Source organism: Terriglobales bacterium (genome assembly GCA_035487355.1).
Classification (GTDB): domain Bacteria; phylum Acidobacteriota; class Terriglobia; order Terriglobales; family Acidobacteriaceae; genus QIAW01.
Genome location: DATHMF010000016.1, coordinates 44,302 through 66,355, shown reverse-complemented (window position 1 = coordinate 66,355; position 22,054 = coordinate 44,302). Strand labels below are relative to the sequence as shown.

The 22,054-nt window shown below is 54.1% G+C and carries 19 protein-coding genes; 16 read left to right on the top strand and 3 right to left on the bottom strand.

Annotated features, from left to right (window positions below; all coding sequences use genetic code 11):
- Nucleotides 1-24: 24 nt before the first annotated feature.
- Nucleotides 25-1,074: a 3-isopropylmalate dehydrogenase gene (locus tag VK738_02855; GenBank protein ID HTD21563.1), complete on the top strand. Its 1,050-nt coding sequence runs from the start codon at nt 25-27 to the stop codon at nt 1,072-1,074.
- 69 nt (nt 1,075-1,143) lie between these two features.
- On the top strand, nt 1,144-2,790 hold the full coding sequence (locus tag VK738_02850) for a hypothetical protein (protein ID HTD21562.1): 1,647 nt from the start codon (nt 1,144-1,146) through the stop codon (nt 2,788-2,790).
- A gap of 180 nt (nt 2,791-2,970) precedes the next feature.
- Here the strand turns inward: VK738_02850 and VK738_02845 are convergent, their stop codons facing one another.
- A complete protein-coding gene (locus VK738_02845; GenBank protein ID HTD21561.1) occupies nt 2,971-3,462 on the bottom strand; it encodes a tetratricopeptide repeat protein in 492 nt (163 codons plus the stop codon).
- 61 nt (nt 3,463-3,523) lie between these two features.
- Between VK738_02845 and VK738_02840 the strand changes: the two genes are divergently transcribed.
- The 3 genes from VK738_02840 to VK738_02830 all read left to right on the top strand — a co-directional run bounded on the left by VK738_02840 (nt 3,524) and on the right by VK738_02830 (nt 8,094).
- Nucleotides 3,524-5,116 (top strand): hypothetical protein, encoded by a 1,593-nt coding sequence (locus tag VK738_02840; GenBank protein HTD21560.1) that lies wholly within the window; start codon nt 3,524-3,526, stop codon nt 5,114-5,116.
- Nucleotides 5,117-5,364: 248 nt separating this feature from the next.
- A complete protein-coding gene (locus tag VK738_02835) occupies nt 5,365-6,540 on the top strand; it encodes a hypothetical protein (GenBank protein HTD21559.1) in 1,176 nt (391 codons plus the stop codon).
- A 720-nt stretch (nt 6,541-7,260) separates the two neighbouring features.
- Nucleotides 7,261-8,094: a hypothetical protein gene (locus VK738_02830; protein ID HTD21558.1), complete on the top strand. Its 834-nt coding sequence runs from the start codon at nt 7,261-7,263 to the stop codon at nt 8,092-8,094.
- Nucleotides 8,095-8,616: 522 nt separating this feature from the next.
- On the opposite strand, the gene VK738_02825 is transcribed toward VK738_02830, so the two are convergent.
- Complete coding sequence (locus VK738_02825) at nt 8,617-8,991, bottom strand: VOC family protein (GenBank protein HTD21557.1); 375 nt, start codon at nt 8,989-8,991, stop codon at nt 8,617-8,619.
- A gap of 63 nt (nt 8,992-9,054) precedes the next feature.
- Here VK738_02825 and VK738_02820 point away from each other — a divergent pair, with 63 nt between their 5' ends.
- From VK738_02820 to VK738_02780, 9 genes are all read left to right on the top strand, one after another.
- Nucleotides 9,055-9,936 (top strand): S-methyl-5'-thioadenosine phosphorylase, encoded by an 882-nt coding sequence (locus tag VK738_02820; GenBank protein ID HTD21556.1) that lies wholly within the window; start codon nt 9,055-9,057, stop codon nt 9,934-9,936.
- A 3-nt stretch (nt 9,937-9,939) separates the two neighbouring features.
- Nucleotides 9,940-10,863, top strand: coding sequence for a PfkB family carbohydrate kinase (locus tag VK738_02815; protein HTD21555.1), 924 nt, complete (start codon nt 9,940-9,942; stop codon nt 10,861-10,863).
- 9 nt (nt 10,864-10,872) lie between these two features.
- On the top strand, nt 10,873-12,579 hold the full coding sequence (locus tag VK738_02810) for a hypothetical protein (GenBank protein ID HTD21554.1): 1,707 nt from the start codon (nt 10,873-10,875) through the stop codon (nt 12,577-12,579).
- A gap of 43 nt (nt 12,580-12,622) precedes the next feature.
- A complete protein-coding gene (locus VK738_02805; protein ID HTD21553.1) occupies nt 12,623-13,312 on the top strand; it encodes an MgtC/SapB family protein in 690 nt (229 codons plus the stop codon).
- A 5-nt stretch (nt 13,313-13,317) separates the two neighbouring features.
- Nucleotides 13,318-14,130, top strand: a complete 813-nt coding sequence (dapF, locus tag VK738_02800; protein HTD21552.1) for a diaminopimelate epimerase — start codon at nt 13,318-13,320, stop codon at nt 14,128-14,130.
- Nucleotides 14,131-14,140: 10 nt separating this feature from the next.
- Nucleotides 14,141-15,106 carry an LD-carboxypeptidase gene (locus VK738_02795; GenBank protein ID HTD21551.1) on the top strand — a complete coding sequence of 322 codons (966 nt, stop codon included), beginning with the start codon at nt 14,141-14,143 and terminating at the stop codon, nt 15,104-15,106.
- A gap of 189 nt (nt 15,107-15,295) precedes the next feature.
- Nucleotides 15,296-16,714, top strand: a complete 1,419-nt coding sequence (gene mpl, locus VK738_02790) for a UDP-N-acetylmuramate:L-alanyl-gamma-D-glutamyl-meso-diaminopimelate ligase (protein ID HTD21550.1) — start codon at nt 15,296-15,298, stop codon at nt 16,712-16,714.
- Between the two features lie 8 nt (nt 16,715-16,722).
- Nucleotides 16,723-18,528, top strand: coding sequence for a PDZ domain-containing protein (locus VK738_02785; protein HTD21549.1), 1,806 nt, complete (start codon nt 16,723-16,725; stop codon nt 18,526-18,528).
- Nucleotides 18,525-19,229: a lysophospholipid acyltransferase family protein gene (locus tag VK738_02780; GenBank protein HTD21548.1), complete on the top strand. Its 705-nt coding sequence runs from the start codon at nt 18,525-18,527 to the stop codon at nt 19,227-19,229. The genes VK738_02785 and VK738_02780 overlap by 4 nt, the downstream gene beginning before the upstream one ends.
- Before the next feature lies 1 nt (nt 19,230).
- Here the strand turns inward: VK738_02780 and VK738_02775 are convergent, their stop codons facing one another.
- Nucleotides 19,231-19,677 (bottom strand): hypothetical protein, encoded by a 447-nt coding sequence (locus VK738_02775; protein HTD21547.1) that lies wholly within the window; start codon nt 19,675-19,677, stop codon nt 19,231-19,233.
- Between the two features lie 58 nt (nt 19,678-19,735).
- Between VK738_02775 and VK738_02770 the strand changes: the two genes are divergently transcribed.
- Together VK738_02770 and VK738_02765 are read left to right on the top strand one after the other, a co-directional pair.
- Complete coding sequence (locus VK738_02770; GenBank protein ID HTD21546.1) at nt 19,736-20,353, top strand: DinB family protein; 618 nt, start codon at nt 19,736-19,738, stop codon at nt 20,351-20,353.
- A gap of 58 nt (nt 20,354-20,411) precedes the next feature.
- Nucleotides 20,412-22,052, top strand: coding sequence for an aspartyl protease family protein (locus VK738_02765; GenBank protein HTD21545.1), 1,641 nt, complete (start codon nt 20,412-20,414; stop codon nt 22,050-22,052).
- Nucleotides 22,053-22,054 lie beyond the last annotated feature (2 nt).

Below are 22,054 nucleotides of genomic sequence, written 5' to 3'. Positions count from 1 at the left end.
CATCCCCTGATATGTTTTCTCGTGATGCAGAAAAAGAAGATTGCAGTCGTACCCGGAGATGGTATCGGCAAAGAGGTCATCGCCGCCGCCGTGCAGGTGATTCAGGCAGCCAAAGCCCCGGTGGAGATGACCCAGTTTGACTGGTCAGCCGACCGCTATTTAAAAGATGGGACGACGATTCCGGCGGATGGTTTTGCCATGCTGGCGCGTGATTTCGACGCCATCCTGCTGGGGGCGCTGGGCGACCCGCGCGTACCTACGAATATCCATGCCAAGGAGATTCTGCTGGGTATGCGATTCAAGATGGACCTGTACGCCAATGTCCGTCCGGTAACGCTGCTCGATGCAGCTCTGTCGCCGCTTAAGGGCGTGGAACCTAAAGACGTGAACTTTACCGTGATTCGCGAAAATACCGAGGGCCTTTACTGCGACGTCGGCGGGGTATTTAAGCAGGGAACAGCCGATGAGATTGCCGTGCAGGAGGAGATCAATACGCGAAAGGGAGTAGAGCGTGTGATTCGCTACGCTTTCAGCTACGCGCGCAATCATGGGCGTAAAAAGGTGTTGATGGCCGATAAATCCAATGTCCTGAGCTACGGGCACGGATTATGGCAGCGGGTTTTCAAAGAGGTGGCGCAGGAGAAAGACCACGCAAACATCGAAGCCTCGCACATGTACGTGGATGCGCTGTGCCTGCAGATGGTGCGCGATCCACGCCAGTTCGAGGTGATTGTGACCAACAACATGTTCGGCGACATCATCACCGACCTCGGGGCAGCCTTGCAGGGCGGTTTGGGGATGGCGGCCAGCGGCAATATTCATCCCGGAAGGACTTCAATGTTTGAACCAGTACATGGCTCGGCGCCGCCACTGGCGGGCAAGAATGTGGCAAATCCAATTGGAGCTATCTTGACGGCAGCTATGATGCTGAATCATCTCGGGTTGAATACAGTGGCGGCACATATTAACGCCGCCGTGTTTGAAGCGGTGCGGCAGAAAAAGACAACAGCAGATGTCGGGGGAAATTTGGGAACGAAAGAGTGTGCGGCGTGGATCGCAACCGAAGCCGGTTAAGACGCTTAACCACAAAGGGCACTAAGGTGGACGAAGTAACACAAAGGAAAACTAAAGCTGGATGGGAGAGTGATGACAGTCAAATCCGCATTTGTATGTGCAATTCTTGTCTGCACAATTTCTTTTGCATGGGAATTCGCCGCCGCGGGAACGCCGGCGGACACAAAATCACCGGAGATAACGGCGGATACGTTCTGCGAGGTGGATGCGAAAACGCATATCAGGGATATTCCGCGCACGCTTTATGGCACGAATATCGAATGGTTCAATAACGGCAACGGCATTATTGATGACAAGGGCGTCTTCCGCTCTGATCTGGAAGCAGCCGCGCGCAATGAAGGCATTTCTCTGCTGCGTTTCCCCGGCGGTACATTTTCCGACTATTACCACTGGGAAGATGGTACCGGCCCGCTGGAAAAACGACTGATTACCAAACATTTCACCGATCCCGGCACCTCAAAGAACATCATGGGCTCTCCGGAAATCACTCGTTTTGCCAGGGCGATAGGAGGAGAGCCGCTCATCACGGTCAATGCCGGAACCGGAACGGCGCAAGAGGCTGCAAAATGGGTGGAGTATTTCAATACCTCTGGCAATGCTCGCCGCCAGGCAGACGGGTTTGCGGACCCCATCAAGGTGCATTACTGGGAAGTCGGTAACGAGCTCTATCTGCCGGGGAACCCAGGGGTGATTAAGGTCGCGGTAAATCCGCAAGTCTATGCGGCGCGTTTTAAGGAGTATGCCCACGCGATGAAAGCGGTTGATCCTACAATCGCGCTGATTGCCATCGCCAACAGCAATGCCAGCCGCATCACCCTGCCTTATCCCGAATGGCTGGAGACGTTGCTGCAAGCCGACGCGCCTGATATCGATTACGTCGCCGTGCATAACGCCTATTTCCCCATGTTGTTCGAAGCCAGGCAGCCGGAAGCAAAAGATGTCTACCGCGCGCTCTGGGCGGCGCCCGAAGCCATTGACCGCAATTTGAGCCGTATCGAAGAGACGATCGGCAAATATCAAGCCGGCAAGGATATCGGCATCGCGGTGACAGAGTGGGGTCCGCTTTACGCATTCAAGCTCGATCCGACCTGGCTTGACCGGATCAAGACGATGGGCAGCGCCGTCTATGTCGGGCGGGTGCTGCAGGTGTTCGTCTCGCATCCGAAAATGCGTATCGCCAATTATTTTAAATTTACCGACGGCACGCCGATGGGTTGGGTCGCATTCGACGGCAAACCCAAGGCGCCCTATTACGCCTTGCAGCTTTTCAGCCAGCATTTCGGCACAAAACTCGTGAAGTCCACGGTGACCGGCGGGGAAACCTACGACACGCCGGCGCTGGGCATCATGACCGAAGAAAAGAACGTTCCCGAAGTGACAATGGTGGCGGCATTAAACGACAAAGGCAATCGCCTTTTCGTCAACCTCATCAACCGCAGTTGGTCCGAAGTGCATTATGTGAAGCTGAACATCAAAGGTTTCACCGGAGTTAAAGGCGAGACGGACGCATGGCAGCTTGCCGCTCCCGCTGCGACCGATCATAACGGTCCGGATCTGCCGCCTGAGTTGTTGGGCCGCATCAACGAAACCCCGCTGAGTGCAGAACTCGCGGGCCGATCCATAGCCTTGCAGAAGATACGGCTCAATGCGAGCAAACCGATCAAGCTCGCGCCGTTTTCGTTGCTGACGGTGGAGATTCCGCTTTCACCGCGCTAGAAAAGCTTAACCACAAAGGTCACAAAGGTATACACAAAGGAACACGAAGGAAAACTTAGAGTGGGGTTTGTTAAAGGCCACGGTTTTCTACGAAGCTCTCCGCGATATTTATGAAATCAACTCTTGCTTTTCCTTTGTGTCCTCTGTAGTTATTCCTTTGTGTCCTTTGTGGTTAAGCTTCTAATTCCAGCTCCCTTCAAGACGCTTCAACGCCCGCAACGCTATCACGTATTGAGGATTCATCTCGTAGGCGCGCTTGTAGTAATTCTTGGCTTTGTTCCAGTCGCGCTTGTGTTCATAGACACGTCCGAGATTGAAATGCGGGAAGTAGTACGACTCGTAGCGCTTTGCGCTGATGGCGTGTTCCAGCCATGGGATGGCCTCATCCCACTTGCCTAATTGAATCAGGTAAGCGCCGATATCGTTATACGGATTGCCAAACTCCGGGTCTACCTTGATGGCTTCCAGGCAATCGGCGATGGCGTGGTTGAGGTCTTCTTTAAAGCAGTAAGTCCAGCCGCGAAAAGTGTAAGCCTCTGCCGTGGGCAGGGTCTCAATGGAACGGGTGTAGAGAGTGATGGCCTCATCGAGATCGCCGTTCATCTGGCGCTCGTAGGCGAGGTGGAAGTACTTTTGCGCCTGCTGTCGGAGATCGCCTTCGGAGTTTTCCATATTCTGCAAAGCAAAAGGCCTGGCAATCACATATGATGGTGAGGTACTCAACCAGTTGCCAATGACCCCTATCTGCAACCGCTCCCATTATAAAACTTCGGTTTACCGGTTTTTTAGCCAGATTTATCTCTTTGTATTTTTGCTTTGCCTGGCGTCTTCCAACTGGCTGGTGGCGCAAGCTACGGCACATGCAACCCAAGCGCAGCCTGAGAGCAAGCTTTCGCCAAAAGAGGCGGATGAACTCTTTCGTTCACTCGACGACATTATGCGGTTCGCCAGTGACGACACCAAGCTGCTCATTCGGCATAGCGTGAAACGTCAGCTCAGCAGCCGCGACCAGGTGGCGCAAGGCCTGAGCGATCGCCTGAATGATGACGAAGACGCCAAGCGCCTGCAAAGCTCTGAGATGGTGTTGAAAAAATTTGGATTCCTGCCGCGTAATTTTGATCTGCGCACCTATATGGTCTCGATGATGCGCGAGCAGGTTGCAGGTTATTACAACATTAAAGACAAGACCGTCTACCTGATGGATTGGATCCCTGCCGAGCAGCAAAAACCGGTCATGGCGCACGAACTCACCCACGCCCTCCAGGACCAGAACTTCGATTTGAAGAAGTGGCTGGCAGGCAATCCCGAAGAGGTAATCAAGAAATCAGGGCAGACACCCGACAAGGACGCGGTAGATATCGAGAGCGACGAAGAGCAAACCGCCCGTCAGGCGCTGGTGGAAGGGCAGGGGATGGCCGTGCTGATTGATTACATCCTGAGGGATTCGGGACAAACCGTCACTTCAGCCCCCGCCTTTGTTGAGGCGTTGAAGCAAAATATTTCCAATAACGATGATTCTCCGATCTACGCCAATGCTCCGCTCTACATGCGCGAATCCCTTGGATTCCCGTATCGCTACGGCCTGGGATTTGTGCAGGCGCTCCTGGAAAAGGGAGGCGCAGGGCTTGCCTACGCCGGCGCGCTGAAAAATCCTCCGCAAAACAGCCGCCAGATTATGAACCCTGGAGCGTATCTTGCCGGCGAAAAGCTGGAGCCGCTTGTGTTGCCGCACATGGCTTCGCTGTTAGGCAAGGATTATGAGCGTTACGACGTCGGATCGGTCGGCCAATTTGATGTCATGGTGTTGCTCAAGCAATTCACCAACGAAAAGCTGGCAGAGAAGCTCTCGGACGAATGGCGTGGCGGAGCGTATTATGCCGCTCTCAAGCATGAGCCTCCCGATCCGAAATCTGCGGATTCGGATAAAAATTCTGACAAGGCGAAGGCTGAAAAGAAAGCAGCCGAGCCGGTAACCACCAAGTCCGTTGCTTTGTTCTATCTTTCACGCTGGTCATCACCGGAGAGCGCCCAAAAGTTCGCGCAGGCTTACATCTCCACCCTGCTGCAACGCTATCGCTTTGCCAGCCAGGAGCAGCCAAATGTCCAGCCAAATGCCGAGCCAAATGTCGAGCCCGATGCCAAGGCCGCTGCCGCCTCGCCACCTGGCATTAATACTCACTGGAAGACAGATGAAGGGCTGGTTTCAATCGAGCAGCAGGGCAACACAGTTTTGGTGCTGGAGAGCTTTGACGCAAAAACCCAGTCGGAGTTGAGTAAGGCGGTGTGGGAAGGCATGGCCCAGCAGGCAAAAACGGCAGGCAAGTGAGTAGCGCCGACGTCTGTAAGCGTCTGGTGAGCCTTTCAATTACCCACAAGTTGAAGTACCGATGACGACCCCCAGTTCGCCCACGGCGAGCTTGAAATAGAAACGCCAGGAGACAGATTTCCGGGTAGTCAGATCATGCCCCCATGAAAGGAAAATTTACTGCAAGATTCCGCGGCTGTGCCGTTCTTCCAAAGTCGCGGCAAGATTAGCCTTCGTGTGCCTAATTCAGAGCCGCGGCAGGAATCAACATGAAGACAACATCCTTGAGAGCGCTGACTTTCCTGCTGGGAATCAGCATCTGCGGTTCAGGCACTGCCCAGCAGTCCGCACAGCTGGATGTTGAGCGGCAAAAGCAAGCTGCCACGGCGCTCAAGCACCGTTGGGAAGAAGAAATGGCAGCCCGTGAGGGAAACAGAATCATCGGCATTCGAAAAGTATTTAGCGAGGGCAAGCCCTACGTGAAAATAAAGTTGAGGAGCAATGCAATTTTCCCAGTCAGAAATAGCTCCTACGTGTTGCATATTGGTTGTCATAGTTTCTCCTTGAGCAATGTCTCCTTGGACGGCCCTGAGAGCAACGACGACTTTATGCGTACTATGACCTCTTTGCTCACCCCCGCCGAATACCAGCAAATACACACAGGGGATCGGGTCTACATTGACGAAACGTTTTTTGGGCTTCTGGACAAACCCCGCATCAGTCTACCTGCTGTCGATAACTGCGATTGCTCCGCGCAAACCGAGCGTAGCACGTCAGCTTTCACATTGCCAAAGCCGGACTTCTCACTGGAGGTCTCGGGAGAGCAAAGATTGCTCGTCAGCGGCAAGGCCGATTATTCCGTCACTGTAAGACCGATGGGCGGATACAAAGGCACAGTAGCACTGAGCATGATAGCCATCGCGCCTGAAGGCTTCGCCCCTGAGGGCATTACCGGTAGCTTCGAACCTGCCCAGATCACGGGATCAGGCAAATCTATACTTCACATCTCGTCGAGCGAGAAATGGCTACAACCGCACAAGTTCTATCTATCCATCTGGGGCAACGACAAGGGCGCGAGAATCACGCAATTTACCGGCACTCAATTGACGATCTACACAGGACGGCCTGATTTTTCAATCAGAACAACAGAAGGCCACCTTTCAGTACGTCGGGGAGGCGAGGCAGGCAGTGCTGTCATCATCCAATCCATCAACGGTTTTCAGGCAATCCTGCCATTACGTGTCAGTGGTCTGCGGCAGGGGATCAAGGCCTCTGTTGCTCCAAATCGTACCCTGGTTCTTGAAGACTCGGGAGACGCGTATCTACGTGTCGCTGTTGGCGACAACGTTCCGCCCGGCGACTATGAGCTCACGATCACGGGGATTGCCCAAACCGGGCATGGTCCGCTCAAGCGTGATACACGGGTAGGCTTAACAGTACAGTAAAGCAACCCTTGTAAAGAGAGATTCGGCCTCAAGGTCGCCACTTATGGGCTACAGATGGAGGTGGTGGACTGCCGCTATGAGGAAACGGCAGGAGTCACTACGCCCCAGAGTGGAAGATAGCCATGCTGTTGTCTTCCGAAGCAAAACATGGATGGATAAGGAACTGGCAGCTTGCCAGTTTGAGGACGTACGGTTGGGCAAGAGATTCAGAAAGCTGGCGGAACAACTTTCTGCAGACTTAGGTGGCAGTATTCCCTTTGCCTGTCAGGACTGGGCCAATACCAAGGCAGCATACCGCTTCTTTTCGAATGATCGAGTTGGTGAAGGTGAGATTCTGGCTGGGCATTTTCAGTCAACTCGACTGCGGATGCCGGTCGATGACCAACCTATTCTGGTCCTTCATGACACGACAGAGTTCAGTTATCACCGCAAGGACACAAAACCGATTGGCGTTTTAAGCAGGTCGGCGGGGCGCAAGGACAAGGAAGGGCGCATGCGTCTACATACGATTTGCCGGGTGCCCCACTCGCGCGTCAAGCGCGTGTGGGAGCAAATTCATTGTGGTCGAGAAAGTCCTGACTTCGAAACAGATGGGCAACTTGAAACTCGAAACCTGAAACTGTTCTTTAGTGCCATCATGATATCACTATGGCACCATAATGTTCATTTCACCCAAATCTGTGCCATCCTGTCCGATGTACCGGAAAGGAGGTACAAAAAATGGGTTTTAAAGAACTTTTCAATGACAAACCCCGCTGCCAGCACTTCAGCGAAGACGGCAGCCGCTGTAAAGCCGATCCCCAGACCGGCAAACCATATTGCTTTTTCCACGACCCCGGCCAGAAAGAAAAACAGGCCGCAGCCCGCAAGCAAGGTGGCCAGATCCGTAGCCGTACCCCCGAGATCACCCTGCCGCCCGGCTTCAAGCCCGGCCCCCTGAAAGATCTGTCCCAGGTTCACCAGCTTCTGGAAAACATCGCCAACTACGTCTGCACTGGAGAAATGGACCTGCGCACCGGCCGCTTCCTCTGTCACCTCGGCAATTCCGTGCTCGCTGTCCTGAAAGAACGAGCTCGCGAGCAGCGCCGAGCCTCCGGCGAAGCCACCCGCTCCGGTAAAAAACCGCACTATGACCACGTCCGCCTGAATATCACCCCGATCGCCCCTAACTTCAACTTCGGTTCCCATTCCGAAGAAAAAGTCCCAGGCACGAAAACCCTCAGCTCCTACTCCCCACCCAACAGGCAAGACCAACCAGAAGACAAAAAAGAAGCCCAAGCAGACCAAGGCAGCCAGAACACCGTCAGCCCCGAATCCGCCGTCAACGCAAAAGCTCAGGCAAAAAATCAGCCACAGAATGAGCACAATAAACCACAACCAAACGGCCACTCCGCCGTGGACCCGGCCCCGCCTTCCGAGCAGCCGGTCTCCCCTCCGCCGCAAGAAAATCCACCCGTGCACTACCCTCCCGGCCTGGGGCCTCGTTATATCAGCGTGGCCACACCCGAAATGCCGTGTGGAGAAGACCGCAATTCAACAACCCCGGCTTCGTGACCGGCACGGTTCCCCAGACAGCCACCAAGCGGGCCGCCCCCGTGCGCTTCAGGGGCACAAGGCGGTAGCAGGACTTTGAGAGTTTGAAAAGCATTCCAAGGAATGCAGGGCGTACTTGGAATAGGGTGAGCGCGGAGCGAGCGCCGATACAGCGCGAGCAGAGCGCGAGGGCGCAGCAGCCTTGGTTTGGCTGCGGAGCCCTTATGTGAAAGCTGAGCGCGGAGTGAGCGCCGATACAGCGCGAGCAAAGCGCGAGGGCAAAGCGGTCTACCACGGAGCCCTTAGAATGACGCCCCATTAGGTCTTTGAAAATTCGTAAGAGCAGTATCCCGTCGCCAGAGCGATTTGCCTATATACGCCTCTGCGTTCCTCCGCGTCCTCTGCGGTGAACTCTTGTTTTTGGCTAAAAGCTAAAAGCCAAAGGCTAAGGGCTTCTTTTCCGCGACCCAAGCAAGCAGGGGGCCCCCAATACCGATCCGCACAAATCGCCGCGAGTTTTCTGAGAACTGAGAACTGCTTTCCTCACGTATGCTGTGACACACTGAGTAAATTACCATCCGGGTCTTTGAACCATGCGACCTTTGCGCCGCTGGGTGCGCTCCAAATTCCGAGATCGTCTTGCTTCATGAAGCCATATTTTTCAAAGACGACACCTTTTTCCTGGAGAGCGGAGACAACTTTCTCAATGCCCAAGACTTGCCATCCCAGAACCGTAAATGGATGGGGCTTGAACTCCGGGGCAGGGGTTACCCGCAGCATGATTCCGTGGGCGTCAAAGACCACGGCAAATTCATCTTCGCTGATCAAGAGAAGCCCCAGCGTCTGCTGATAAAACTCCTTTGCCTTATGAGCGTCCCGGGTGGGAATGAAGGCGACGATGTCTTTTGAGCCCAGCATGGGGCTTCATAGTACTCCGCTTTTGTATAATCAGCAATTCGACACCTCACACAGGAGAACACTTTGCAGCAGGCAGAAATTGGAATCATTGGGGGCAGCGGCTTGTATTCCATGCCCGGTTTCAGCGATGTACATGAAGTTGAAATCAGCACGCCTTTCGGAGCGCCTTCTGACCCTTATGTTTTGGGCAAACTGGAAGGGCGCAATGTCGCCTTTCTGGCACGGCACGGACGAGGGCATCGCATCTCGCCGACCGAGCTTAATTTTCGCGCCAATATCTATGGTATGAAGCAGCTTGGAGTGGAGCGCATCCTCTCACTTTCGGCGGTGGGTTCCCTCAAGGAAGAGCACAAGCCCACGGATTTCGTCATCCCCGACCAGTTTTTTGACCGCACCAAGCACCGGGTTTCGACCTTCTTTGGGGAAGGCGTGGTGGCGCACGTCAGCTTTGCCGATCCGGTTTGCGGCGAGCTGGGCAAAGTGATGAAGAGCGCCTGTGACGGCGCCAAGGTGACATCGAAGCTGGGTGGAACGTATTTGTGCATGGAGGGGCCGCAGTTTTCTACCAAAGCAGAGTCGAACATTTATCGCAGTTGGGGCATGGATGTCATCGGCATGACCAACCTGCAGGAGGCCAAGCTGGCCCGCGAGGCAGAGATTTGCTATGCCACTGCCGCCATGGTGACTGACTATGACTGCTGGCATCCGCACCATGATTCGGTCACGGTAGAGCAGATTATCGGCGTGCTCAACAAAAATGCCAGCAATGCATGTGAAGTCGTGAGGCGCGCGGTGGCCGCCATGCCTAAAACTCGAAGCTGTAAATGCGGCTCAGCGCTGCAGCACGCTCTGCTGACTCAGCCCGATAAAATCCCCGCCGCAACCCGCAAAAAACTTGCGCTCTTCCTTGATAAATACCTGGACAAAAAAGCGGGGGCAAACTAAGGAATGGCCATCCTGGTAGTGGGTTCAGTCGCTCTTGATGACATCGAAAGCCCTCATGGCAAGGTTCGCGCCAGCCTGGGCGGGGCGGCAACATTTTTTGCGCTTTCCGCCAGTTACTTTACCCCGGTCCGCGTGATCGCGGTTGTGGGTGAGGACTTTGGCAAACAACACGAAGATGTTTTCCACAAACATGGAATTGATATTACCGGCATCGAGCACGCCACCGGCAAAACTTTTCACTGGTCAGGGAAGTATGGCGAGAACCCCAACGATTGCCAGATGCTCGATCTGCAGATGAACGTCTTCGAGAAATTTAAACCTAAGGTTCCCGCCAGCTATCGCGATTCGGAATACGTTTTTCTGGCCAACATTAATCCTGAGCTGCAAATTGAGGTTCGCAACCAGATGCGTAGCGCGAAATTTGTGGGCCTGGATTCGCATCCCTTCTGGATTGAAACTGCGCCACAGCAACTGGCGCATGCCATCCGCGATATCGATGTCATGATCATTAATGATAGTGAGGCCCGGCAGTTTGCCAAGAACAACAATCTGCTGCGCTCGGCCAACAAAATTCTTGCTCTCGGCCCCAAAGCGCTGGTGATCAAGCACGGCGAATATGGCGCGACCATCTTCTTTCAAAAGGGGGCGTTCGGTTTTGGCAGCCATCCTTTTCACGCACCGGCGCTGCCGCTGGATGAAGTGCGCGACCCCACCGGCGCGGGTGATGCATTTGCCGGCGGCTTCCTGGGATACATTGCCTCGCAACAGAAGCTCAATGCAGACGTCCTCAAGCGCGCCATGTTTTACGGCGGCGTGATGGGTGGATTTGCCGTCGAGCGCTTTGGCACGGAGCGTCTGCTCTCGCTTACGCGCGAGGAAATTGACGGCCGCTTCCAGAGATTTCGCGAAATGACCCATCTGGAGTAACTTCTTTTCATGGAAACCACATCAGTTGCGTGGGCGCAGCAGGCTGCTTCTGTGCAAAAGTCCAGTGGGCGCAGGAATGTGTGGTTGCTTGCAGCTTCTGCGGTTGCAATTTCCACTCTGAGTTTGGTTTATTTTTACCTTCGGGGCGAGATCCTTCTTTACGGCGATGCCGTGGCCCACATCAATATCGCGCGGCGGGTCTTTGATTCGCGCACTCCCGGGTTCCTGCAGTTGGGAACTGTCTGGCTGCCGCTTCCGCATATTCTGACCATGCCTCTCATCATGAATCAATGGCTTTGGCAGAGTGGAGTTGGCGGCTCGATTGTCTCCATGATCGCCTATCTCTTTGCCGGATTGGGTATAGCGCGCCTATTCTGGAACAGGTTATTGAATGAAGAACAACCAAGTGGCCAGAGAGCTGGTGGATGGATTGCTGCGCTGGTTCTGTTGCTGAATCCTAACTTGATCTATATGCAGGCGACCGCGATGACGGAATCGCTTTCGATCGCTCTGACCCTATGGGCCATCGTGTGGTTCGCCGAATTTCTGGCCGCGAGCAAAAAAGCCGGAGTCTTGAACGCGACGGATGAAGACCATAAACGGGCGCTGCAACGGACAAAGCGCTCGCTTTTATTCTGCGCCATAACTTTGATGGCCGCCATGCTCACCCGGTACGACGCGTGGTTTCTGGGCGTGGCCGTAGGGATAGCCGTGCTGGCAAGCTGGTTTTTTCTCTACCCCTGGCTGCGCAAGAAATTGAAATTCGCAATCCTGTTTTTTGTGATGCTCACTGCGGCCGTACCATTATTTTGGTTTGCCTACAATTTCCGCGTCTACAAGAACCCGCTGGAGTTTGCCAACGGGCCCTATTCCGCACGCGCCATTGAGAAACGCACAGCCCGGCCGGGCGTGCTGCCTCATCCGGGATACCATGACATAAAAACAGCGGTAATTTACTACTGGAAAGATGCACGCCTCAATCTGGGAGAAGGCAAGCTGCTGCAACCTGCGCTGGTTTTACTCGCGCTGGTTGGCGTCCTGATTTTGCTCAACGGGAAACATTTTTGGATACTGGCTTTTCTCTGGCTGCCCCTACTCTTCTATTCGCTTTCCATTGCTTATGGTGGAGTGCCTATTTTTATGCCGGTGTGGAACCCGTTTTCCTATTACAACGTCCGTTATGGGCTGCAGCTTTTACCGGCAATAGCGATGGCATTGGGCGCTGTTGGCAGTCTGATCAATCACAGAATTACTCGCAGGTATGTCCGGTATGCGGCGAACGCCGCTGTGGTCTTGCTGGTGCTGGCCTGTTACGTCCAAACCTGGCGTTCAGCTCCTATCTGCTTGCGCGAGGCCCGGGTGAATGCCGTGACCCGCATGGACTTCGAGAGCAAGCTTGCCGCTGAGTTGAGCAAACTTCCTCCGCAGGCCTCGTTGCTCATGTATAACGGCACTCATGTTGGTGCGCTGCAGCAAGCCGGAATTTCCCTGCGTCGTACGCTGAATGAAGGCAACTACGGAATGTGGCAGGCTGCGCTGGCCGATCCGGCACGGTGGGTGGATTACGTAGTAGCACAACGCGATGATGCGGTATGGCAATCGGCGCAGGAGCATTTAAGCCAGCTTGAGCCGGTCGCCGATATCGCGGTTTCCGGGCAGCCGGAGGCCATCCTTTATCGAGTGAAAAACGATCAGATAAAAGTGGATAGCCACTGAAGCAGGCTTTGATACAATCCGCCAGAAAGATTCTTATATAAGTATGTTGCACAACATCTTTACGCGCGTGGAGACGATGCAGTTGCTTTCCAGCAATTTGGTGCGCTTGCTGCTGGCTGCAGTTCTAGGGGGTGCGATTGGCCTGGAGCGTGAACTCAGCCGCAAGCCCGCCGGCCTGCGTACCAACATGTTTATATGTTTTGGCGCTGCTATGTTCACCATTCTTTCGGAAGTGATGGTGGACCCGCAACTCGGGGACCATACCCGCATCGCCGCCAACATTATTACCGGCATCGGGTTTATCGGCGCGGGTTCGATCATGCATGAACGCGGCTCGGTGCAGGGACTCACGACTGCGGCTACTCTTTTCGTGGTGGCGGCCATCGGAATGGCTGCCGGCGGCGGATTCATGCTGCTGGCCATTTTTGCCACCATTATTATTCTGCTGGCGCTTCGGCTGCTGGGCTTGCTGGAGATGCGTTTGAATTTCAAACCTCTGCATATGTCCTATGAAGCTGTGGGCCCTAAATCCGACGACATGATTGCTGAAGTCAACGGAATCCTGGAGACCGAGAAGCAGGTCATGGAATCGGTGCAGGTTGCCCCCAAAAAAGATGGCTTCATCTTGCACTTTACCGTATGCGCTACCTATCAGGAGCACCAAGCACTATTGAAGGCGCTCAAGAAATCCTCTCTTCTATCCAGAATTACATTTATAGGCGCCCGGGAGTAGTGATAATGAACAGTGGTGCGGTATCCCGCAACGGAAGTATCCCTTTTACAAAAGCCAGCGCCTGCGGCAATGATTTTATTCTGATTGACGGCATGCATGCGCCGGCTGATATCCCGGGGTTCACCCGCCGCATCTGCGACCGGCACGATGGTGTGGGCGCCGACGGTGTGGAGTGGCTGTTCCCTGATTCCCGTAATGAAGCCGATGTTCGCATCCGGCTGTTCAATGCCGATGGCTCTGAGGCCGAGATATCAGGAAATGGGACCCGATGTGTCGCAGCGTACCTGGTTGCAGAGCGAGGGAAGAGCGAGGTCACGATCCGCACCGGTGCGGGACTTAAGAGCTGCCACTTGGTTTCCCGCGATGCCCAGCGCTTTACCTTCGAGATGAATATGGGCGCGCCCCAGGTGGGAGACGAATTTTCCATCAAATTATCTTCGGGCGAGGTGAAAGGCATTCCGGTTTCGATGGGGAATCCGCATTTCGTGATCTTTGTGCCTGAATTTTTTCCAGGGTGGCAGGCTGAAGCCGCTGAAGTTGGATGTCATCATGACTTCAAGCATGGGATTAACGTTGAGCTGGTAATCGCGAATAAAAAAGACCATATTCAAGTTCGCTTTTTCGAACGCGGAGTAGGTGAGACGCGCTCTTCTGGAACCGGTTCGTGCGCCTCGGCGGTGGCCGCAATCGTCGCCGGTAAATGCCAGTCCCCATTGAAGGTGGAAGCCGAAGGCGGAACCCAAATCGTGCGCTGGGAGCAGGAAGTTTTTCTCACTGGACCGGCGCAACTCGTCTGCCGAGGCGAGTTTTTCATTTAAGATAGCCCCAATGCCTTCTCCCGTCTCTTCTTCTATGGTTCCCAAACGGGTCAAGCCCCCGGCTTTGCGCCCGGGAGATACGGTGGGCATTGTGGCTCCTGCGAGCAACATACAGCGTGCACAGCTCGAAGCTGGCTGCGGGGCCCTGGCTCAGCTAGGATACAAGCCATTTTATTTACCTTCGATTTTTGAGCAGGACTTATATTTTGCCGGTCCGGCTGAGCGCCGCGTTCGCGAATTGGAAGAGATGTTTGAGCGTGATGAGGTGCGAGCCATCCTCTGTGCCCGCGGAGGATACGGTTGCAACTATCTTCTGCCTAAGCTCAATCTGAAAAAAATCAAAGCGCATCCTAAGATTTTTGTCGGTTACAGTGATATCACAACATTGTTGACGTATTTTACCGATGTATGCGGCATGGTGACCTTCCACGGTCCAATGGTTGCGAAAGATTTCAGTGAGGATGGCCACGTGCAGCTTTCCTCCTGGAATGCGGCGGTTGGGGGAGAGGCGCGATGGGAGATACCAGCGGAAGGAATGGTGCCACTCGTACCGGGCTCCGCTGAAGGAGTTTTGTACGGCGGGTGCCTTTCTTTGCTGGCTGCGTCCCTAGGGACGTGTTACGAAATTCAAACTGATGACACCATTCTCTTTATCGAAGACGTAGCCGCAAAACCTTTTCAGATTGACCGCATGCTGATGCAGCTCAAGCTCGCGGGAAAATTACAGAGGGTGCAAGGCATAATCTTTGGTGAGATGCTGGATTGCGTGCAGAACACTACGCAGAGCTATACGCTGATGGAAGTAGTCAAGCGTATTGTTGCCGATCTGGGGATTCCGGTAGCCTACGGTTTGCCATCGGGCCACGTGAGCCGGCTTAATATCACGCTGCCTTTCGGTGTGCGTGCAAAGCTTGTAGTGGATGACACGGTACGTTTTACCATATTGGAACCGGCAACGGAGCTGAGGCGTGCGTAGGCCGGTTTAGTTTTTTCTGTATCCAAAGAACAGTATCGGTCGGTCAAGAAAACGCAAGATCCTTCGCGCCAAAGAACGGCGCTCAGGATGACAAGATGCAAACGGGGATCACAGAATAGGAACCACAGTAATAGTTAAAAAGACATAGCCGCGGCGTCGGGCGGTTCGTAATCCTCGAATTGATGGTTTATGGAAAAGCAGCACATTCATCTGATCGGAATTTGTGGTACGGCCATGGCTTCGCTCGCCGGCATGCTCAAGCAACGCGGCGTGCAGGTCACGGGCTCAGACGCAGCGGCTTATCCACCGATGTCTGATTTTCTGGCTTCGCTCTCGATTCCGGTTGCCCAGCCCTACGCGGAAGCGAACCTGAAGCCGCGTCCGGATTTGGTGGTGGTGGGAAATGCTATTTCGCGGGGCAATCCGGAGTTGGAGTATGTTCTGGATGAGCGTATCCCTATGCGCTCGCTGCCCCAGATCCTTCAGGAATATTTTCTGCGGAGCCGTGAACCCATCGTGGTTGCTGGAACCCATGGCAAGACTACGGCTACTTCCATGCTAGCGTGGATCTTCCAGGTGGCAGGGCTTATGCCCTCGTTTCTTATTGGCGGCATTGCAGAAAATTTCAACAGCAGTTTTGCGGTGAAGCAGGGTAAGCACTTTATCCTGGAAGGAGACGAATACGATACCGCCTTCTTCGATAAAGGGCCAAAATTCCTGCATTACATGCCAACCACGTTGCTGTTGACCCATGTGGAGTTCGATCATGCCGATATTTACAAAGACCTAGAGGCGGTGAAAAAGGAATTCAAGTACCTGGTGAACCTGGTGCCTCGCCACGGGCGCATCATTGCCTATGATGGCAGCGAGAATGTGAAAGAGTGCGTGAGCAAGGCCTTTAGCCCAGTCGAGTTTTACGGGTTTTCTGAGCAGGCGTACTGGCGCGCCGTGGACCTGAATTTTGCTCCTGATCGCACAACATGGTCGGTTGAGCGAGAGGGAAAGCCGTGGGCGAAATTCGACTTCTCCCTGGCGGGAGCCTACAACGTGCTCAATGCCACTGGGGCAGCGGCCATAGCAGCTTCTTATGGAGTAGAACCGGCTAAAATTGCCGAAGCTTTGCAAAGCTTTAAAAGTGTCAAGCGCCGGTTGGAGGTGAAAGCGGAGATCAACGGCATTACCGTGATTGATGACTTTGCTCACCATCCGACGGCAATTGCAGCAACCCTGGAAGCAGTGCGCACGCGTTATGCCGGGCGGCGGTTGTGGGCCATCTTCGAGCCGCGCTCCAACACACTGCGCAGAAAAGTTTTTGAAAAAGACCTGGTACGCAGCCTGGCATTAGCCGATGAAGTTGTCATAGCAAGCGTTTTTAGGCCAGAGGCGATTCCCGAAGCTGAACGTATGGAGCCGAGCACAATCGTTGCCCGATTGCGAACCATGCGCAAACCCGCCCGCGAACTGCCGGATGCTGATGCGATTGTGAAGGCGATTGTTCCCGAATTGAAACCAGGCGACGTGGTCACCATTCTTTCTAACGGCGGCTTTGGCGGCATCTACGAAAAGCTGCCACAACAGCTCAAGAATCAAAGCGGAGCATCTGCCTGATTTCTGTCATGCGACTTCATCGGTGTCTCTTAATTCTTGTCTTCCTTCTTATCTCCGCTGCTGGTTTTGCCGCGCCGGTAGACTATACGATTTCCTTGTCTAAGCCCTACGAACATCTACTGCATGTGCACATGCATATTCCGGGGACCACAGCGGAACGCGATGTTCAACTCCCTACGTGGAATACGCTCTACCAGATCCGCGATTTTGCGCAGAATGTCCGGGTTTTGCAAGCGACCGACTTTCAGCACAAGGCGCTGCCGGTGCGCAAGATTGACAAGACTACGTGGCGTATCAGCAATGCCAAAGGCGGAATAGACGTGGACTACGACATCTTTGCCGACCTGCCCGGCCCTTATGGCGCGCAGTTCAACGAAGAGCATGCGTTTTTGAATTTGGCCGAGGTGCTGGCCTATCCCACAGATGCGAAACAAGCGCAGATGACATTGACTTTCACGAACGCTTCCTCAGATTGGCGAATAGCAACGACCCTGCCCAGTCAGAAAACGAAATCGTCTGAAACACGCGAATTCATCGCAGATAACTATGACCAGTTGGTGGATTCCCCGGTTGAGATAGGCAGCTTTCGTGAAGCGTCATTTCAGCTTGGCAAGGCCACGTACCGCATTGTTATTGATGCGGATGCCGGCGACTACGATATGAATGCAATAGAAAGTATGGATAAAAAAATAGTGGCCGCAGGCGTGGATTGGATGAATGACCAGCCTTGCGCAGAATATATTTTTATCTACCATTTTCCTCATGGCAATACCGGCGGTGGAGGAATGGAGCACGCCTGCTCCACCACGATTGATCTTTCTCCTGACAACATAAAGATTGACCCGCTTTCCTTGCCACGCGTGAGCGCGCACGAATTTTTCCACCTGTGGAACGTGAAGCGAATACGGCCAGCTTCACTTGAACCGGTTGATTATGTGCACGAAAACTACACACGCGCTTTGTGGTTCAGCGAGGGTGTGACCAATACTGTGCAAGAAATCTTGTTGTTGCGGGCAAAGATCCTGGATGAAAAGGAATTTCTGGCCGGCCTGGCGCGTGAGGTCCGCACATTGCAACTCCGGCCGGCACACAGTACGCAGTCGGTAGAGGAGGCCAGCCTCGACACCTGGTTCGACAAATATTCACAGTATCGTGCCCCGGAGCGCAGTATTTCCTACTACAACAAGGGAGAAATTCTAGGCGTGCTTCTCGACCTGGCGGTGCGCCGGGAGAGCGACGGGCAGAAATCGCTGCATGAAGTTTTCGAATGGATGAACCAGCATTACGCCAAGCAGGACCGCTTCTTTAACGACTCTGAGGGTGTGCGCACGGCGGTGGAAGCTGTCACCGGCAAGGACTTTGGCTGGTTTTTTCGCGCGTATGTTTCCGGGGTGGAAGAGCTTCCGTATGATGATTTGCTAGCCACGGTTGGCTTGAAGCTGGTGCAGCGCAACATAGAAGTCCCGACGGCTGGACTGGGCACGGTGCGCAACGGTAAACGGCAAACTGTGGTGGTCGCGGTTGATTCGCGCAGCAATGCGGGAAGAGCAGGAGTAGCCCCAGGCGATTTGATTTTGCAGTTCAATGGAAAAGATCTCGCCTCTGATCTGGAAAGTCTGATTGCAACTATGCATGCCGGGGACACAGTCAAATTGAAGGTGGCCGGCAGCAAAGGCACGCGCGAAATCAAGATCAAGCTGGAGAGCGGGGAAGACGAAGACGTTTCCATCGTGAATACCGACCATGTTACGCCGCAACAACGTGCACGCCGCGCCGCCTGGCTCGCAGGAGAAGCGGAGCAGCCGCATCCGTGATTCGTACTTTCCTGGCGCTCACTTTCGTCATTTTCTTTATTCCTGTTGCGGCGCTGATTACCTTTCCCTGGACCCTGATTACAGGCAACGCGAATTTTCTTTATTACTTCTCAATGGCAGGAGTGAAGAGCGCGCTCAGGATTGCCGGCGTGAAAGTCGTAGCCGAAGGAAGGGAAAAACTGGACCGCTCCCGAAGCTACATCTTCATGTGCAACCACGTTTCCAATCTCGATGCGCCGATTGTAGTGCCGATGCTGCCGGGGCGGACCACGGTCCTGGTAAAGAAGGAACTATTTCGAGTGCCTATTTTTGGCTGGGCCATGCGCATGGCTGCGCTGATTCCAGTGGACCGCAGCAACCGGGAGTCGGCAATTGCCAGCGTGGATAAGGCTGTCGAGGTCATGAAATCGGGACTGCACATGACAATTTTTCCGGAAGGCACGCGCTCGCCGGATGGGCGTCTGTTGCCGCTCAAGAAAGGACCATTCCATCTGGCGCTCGAGACCGGTATGCCCATCGTCCCGGTTACCGTACTGGATACCCTGGAGATGATGCCCAAGGGCGGAGTACGCATTCGTGGCGGGACAGCACGCGTGGTCTTTCATGATCCCATCGAGCCTGCCCAGTTCAAAGACCGCGATCAGTTGATCGAGGCCGTTCATACAAGCATTGCAGGTTCGCTGCCCGAGGAATTGCGCTAAATCATTTTTTCTGGCGGTTGTCTTCGAAGGAAACTCCGCCGCCGGCCAGGATGTGCAGCACAACGACGCCTGAATCTCCGGATTGCAACGTGAGTGGTTTTGCCTGGTGCTCGCCGGTGCTGTCTACAAAGTCAATGCGCAATTGGGCGCTGCCACTGGGTTTGATCCAGCGCACGCGCGAGCCGCCGGGCGGCAGCGACCCGATGCCATATGATCCGCCGGGGTAATCAATTTCGATGGTATTCACGGTCTGGCCGCTATTGTTGATAGTAGTGATGGTGACACCAGGGGAATGAAGCTTTCGACAGGAGATGAGCGCAGCACAGACGAAAAATACAATCAAAGTCTGTTTGGTGAAAACAGCGTGTGTTGGCCGCGGCTTGAATAATAAGAAACCCACAGCCATCATCATATACAAATCGTTTTGCGGGGGTGCGCTGCGTTCCATCAAGCTCCGCAGTTGTGTTAATCTCGTGCGCGTGCAATTTTGCCCTTGGAGATGAATTATGTGTAATCGTTTCGCCACGATCACGATCATGATGAAGATGAGCTTTGTTATTCCAGTGATTTTATTGGCTGCCTTGCTTGCCGTTGCTCAGGAAAAACCTGCCGCGCCGGAAAAACCGGCAACCAAGGAGAATTCCGTAAAAGAAGAGAAGCCGTCGCCCATCGCCAATCCAGTCACCAGCACGGTGCGCCAGCTTGTAGAGCGGCAGAGTAAAAACATTATTGCGGCCGCCGAAGAGATGCCGGCAGAAAAATATGACTTTCATCCTACTGAAGCGCAGATGACATTCGCGCACCTGATCTTTCATATCGTTGGTTCCAACAATTATTTGTGCGCCAAAATTTCTGACCAGACCGAGCCCAAAGCGGAGGTCACCGATAAGGACAGCAAAGCGAAGCTGGTCGAGGCCCTGAAAGCGTCTTTCGACTATTGCTCGGCCGCCCTCGACAAAACCGATGATTCCAAATTGGGGGACACGGTCACCCTGTTCAGAGGCCACACAGCCCCGCGCGCCGTCGCGGTGATTGGGTTGACCAACGACTTTGCCGACCACTACGGCGCGGCTGCCATGTATCTGCGGCTGAACGGCATGTTGCCGCCCACGGCGCAAAAATAGTGATAAATTTGCGCTCAGGGTGTTTGCCTACAGGATTTCGCCGGCCGGAGTTTTGAAGATGGTGGAAGCGCTCCGTCTTCCCGCGATCTTATTGCTTGCCATAACCCTCTCGGCCTGTTCGCAGAAGCAACAGGCTCAGCAGAAGGCTGCTGAGCTTGAGCCACAAAAGACAGTTTCGTTGCAAGCGGCTTCCGGCGACCTGCTTGGCGACGCTCTCCGCCTCTACCGGACCGGTAAATTTGAAGACGCAGCTTCCAAATATGAAGACGCCCTGCAACAAGAGCCAAAGTCCGCCGAGGCCTACGCGGGTCTGACGCGGTGCTACCTCAAAGAGGGCAAGGTTCAAGAGGCGTACGAGGTTGCCATCCATGGAACTAAGGTGGCGCAGGATTCGCGGGAGGCACATGTTGTCCTCGGTGAGGTTTATTTTCGCCAGGGAAGGATGCACGACGGCGAACAGGAATTCCTGAGCGTGGTGAATTCGGCGACGCCAGAGCCGCGAGCCTATCTGGGACTGGCGCGCGTTTCCGCGGCGATTTCCATGTATGCGCGCGCGAAACAAATGCTGGAAAAGGCCCACGAACTCGATTCCAACGATCCGGAAATTGAGTGGCGATGGTTAAACACACTGAGGCGGCCAGCGCGTATCCAGGCGCTGGAAGCGTATCTTGCCAACGCCGGCAAAGAAAATGCCGATTTGCTGGAAGATTACAAAGTTTATCTGGAATCCCTCAAGCAAGAAGAAAAACTGCCGGCGAGGGAGTGCAAGCTGGTGGCCACTCCTAAGACGGTTGAAACCTATCTCTGGCCAATGTTTATTGGGCCGTCTTATATCAGCGGATACGGTCTCGACCTCAAAATCAACGGACACCAGTCGCGTCTGCTGCTGGACACAGGGGTCAGCGGGATTTTGTTGAATCCCGGTGCGGCGGCGCGGGCAGGGATCATACCCACGATGCAGTCGAAGATTATGGGAATCGGTGATAAGGGAGAAACCGAGTTGTATATAGGCTATGCAGATTCCATCAAAATTGGCGCGCTGGAATTCAAGAATTGTCCGGTACAGGTGTCGGCAAAACAGGCAACCTATCATGACGGCATGGTGGGAACTGATTTGTTTGCGCACTATCTGGTCACAGTTGATTTTCCCGGACGTGAGCTGAAATTGACACAACTGCCCAAGCGTCCAGACGATCCTGCAAACGATGGACCGGCAGGGTCAGAAGAAGCATCCTCGGCGGTGGACGACAGCGATCCTGAAGACCGTTACGTCGCGCCTGAGATGGAGGAGTCGTACACGACGGTGTTTCGCTTCGGCCACATGCTTCTGGTCCCGACGGTGGTGAATGACGCTGCGCCAAAGTTGTTTTTGATTGATACCGGTGCAGATCATATTTACATTTCTCCCCAGGCGGCGCGCGAGGTCACGAAGGTCCACCCAGACAAAGATACTCATGTGGTCGGCATAAATGGCCCTGTAATAAACGTGTTCCGCGCGGATAAAGCCACCATATCCTTTGGCCGCTATAAGCAGGAGAATCAAGACCTGATTTCTTTTGATTACTCCAAGCTCAGCCAGGACGCGGGCACAGAGATTTCCGGCACGCTGGGCTTCTCACTGCTGCGAATGTTGAAGATCAAGATTGACTACCGCGATGGCCTGGTAGATTTTAACTACGATTTTACGCGGGTGCACTGAAT

Coding starts and splice junctions, on each gene's coding strand:
- VK738_02855 (HTD21563.1), top strand. CDS start 25: ATGCAGAAAAAGAAGATTGCAGTCGTACCCGGAGATGGTATCGGCAAA.
- VK738_02845 (HTD21561.1), bottom strand. CDS start 3,462: ATGGAAAACTCCGAAGGCGATCTCCGACAGCAGGCGCAAAAGTACTTC.
- VK738_02840 (HTD21560.1), top strand. CDS start 3,524: ATGACCCCTATCTGCAACCGCTCCCATTATAAAACTTCGGTTTACCGG.
- VK738_02835 (HTD21559.1), top strand. CDS start 5,365: ATGAAGACAACATCCTTGAGAGCGCTGACTTTCCTGCTGGGAATCAGC.
- VK738_02830 (HTD21558.1), top strand. CDS start 7,261: ATGGGTTTTAAAGAACTTTTCAATGACAAACCCCGCTGCCAGCACTTC.
- VK738_02825 (HTD21557.1), bottom strand. CDS start 8,991: ATGCTGGGCTCAAAAGACATCGTCGCCTTCATTCCCACCCGGGACGCT.
- VK738_02815 (HTD21555.1), top strand. CDS start 9,940: ATGGCCATCCTGGTAGTGGGTTCAGTCGCTCTTGATGACATCGAAAGC.
- VK738_02810 (HTD21554.1), top strand. CDS start 10,873: ATGGAAACCACATCAGTTGCGTGGGCGCAGCAGGCTGCTTCTGTGCAA.
- VK738_02805 (HTD21553.1), top strand. CDS start 12,623: ATGTTGCACAACATCTTTACGCGCGTGGAGACGATGCAGTTGCTTTCC.
- dapF (HTD21552.1), top strand. CDS start 13,318: ATGAACAGTGGTGCGGTATCCCGCAACGGAAGTATCCCTTTTACAAAA.
- VK738_02795 (HTD21551.1), top strand. CDS start 14,141: ATGCCTTCTCCCGTCTCTTCTTCTATGGTTCCCAAACGGGTCAAGCCC.
- mpl (HTD21550.1), top strand. CDS start 15,296: ATGGAAAAGCAGCACATTCATCTGATCGGAATTTGTGGTACGGCCATG.
- VK738_02785 (HTD21549.1), top strand. CDS start 16,723: ATGCGACTTCATCGGTGTCTCTTAATTCTTGTCTTCCTTCTTATCTCC.
- VK738_02775 (HTD21547.1), bottom strand. CDS start 19,677: ATGGAACGCAGCGCACCCCCGCAAAACGATTTGTATATGATGATGGCT.
- VK738_02770 (HTD21546.1), top strand. CDS start 19,736: ATGTGTAATCGTTTCGCCACGATCACGATCATGATGAAGATGAGCTTT.
- VK738_02765 (HTD21545.1), top strand. CDS start 20,412: ATGGTGGAAGCGCTCCGTCTTCCCGCGATCTTATTGCTTGCCATAACC.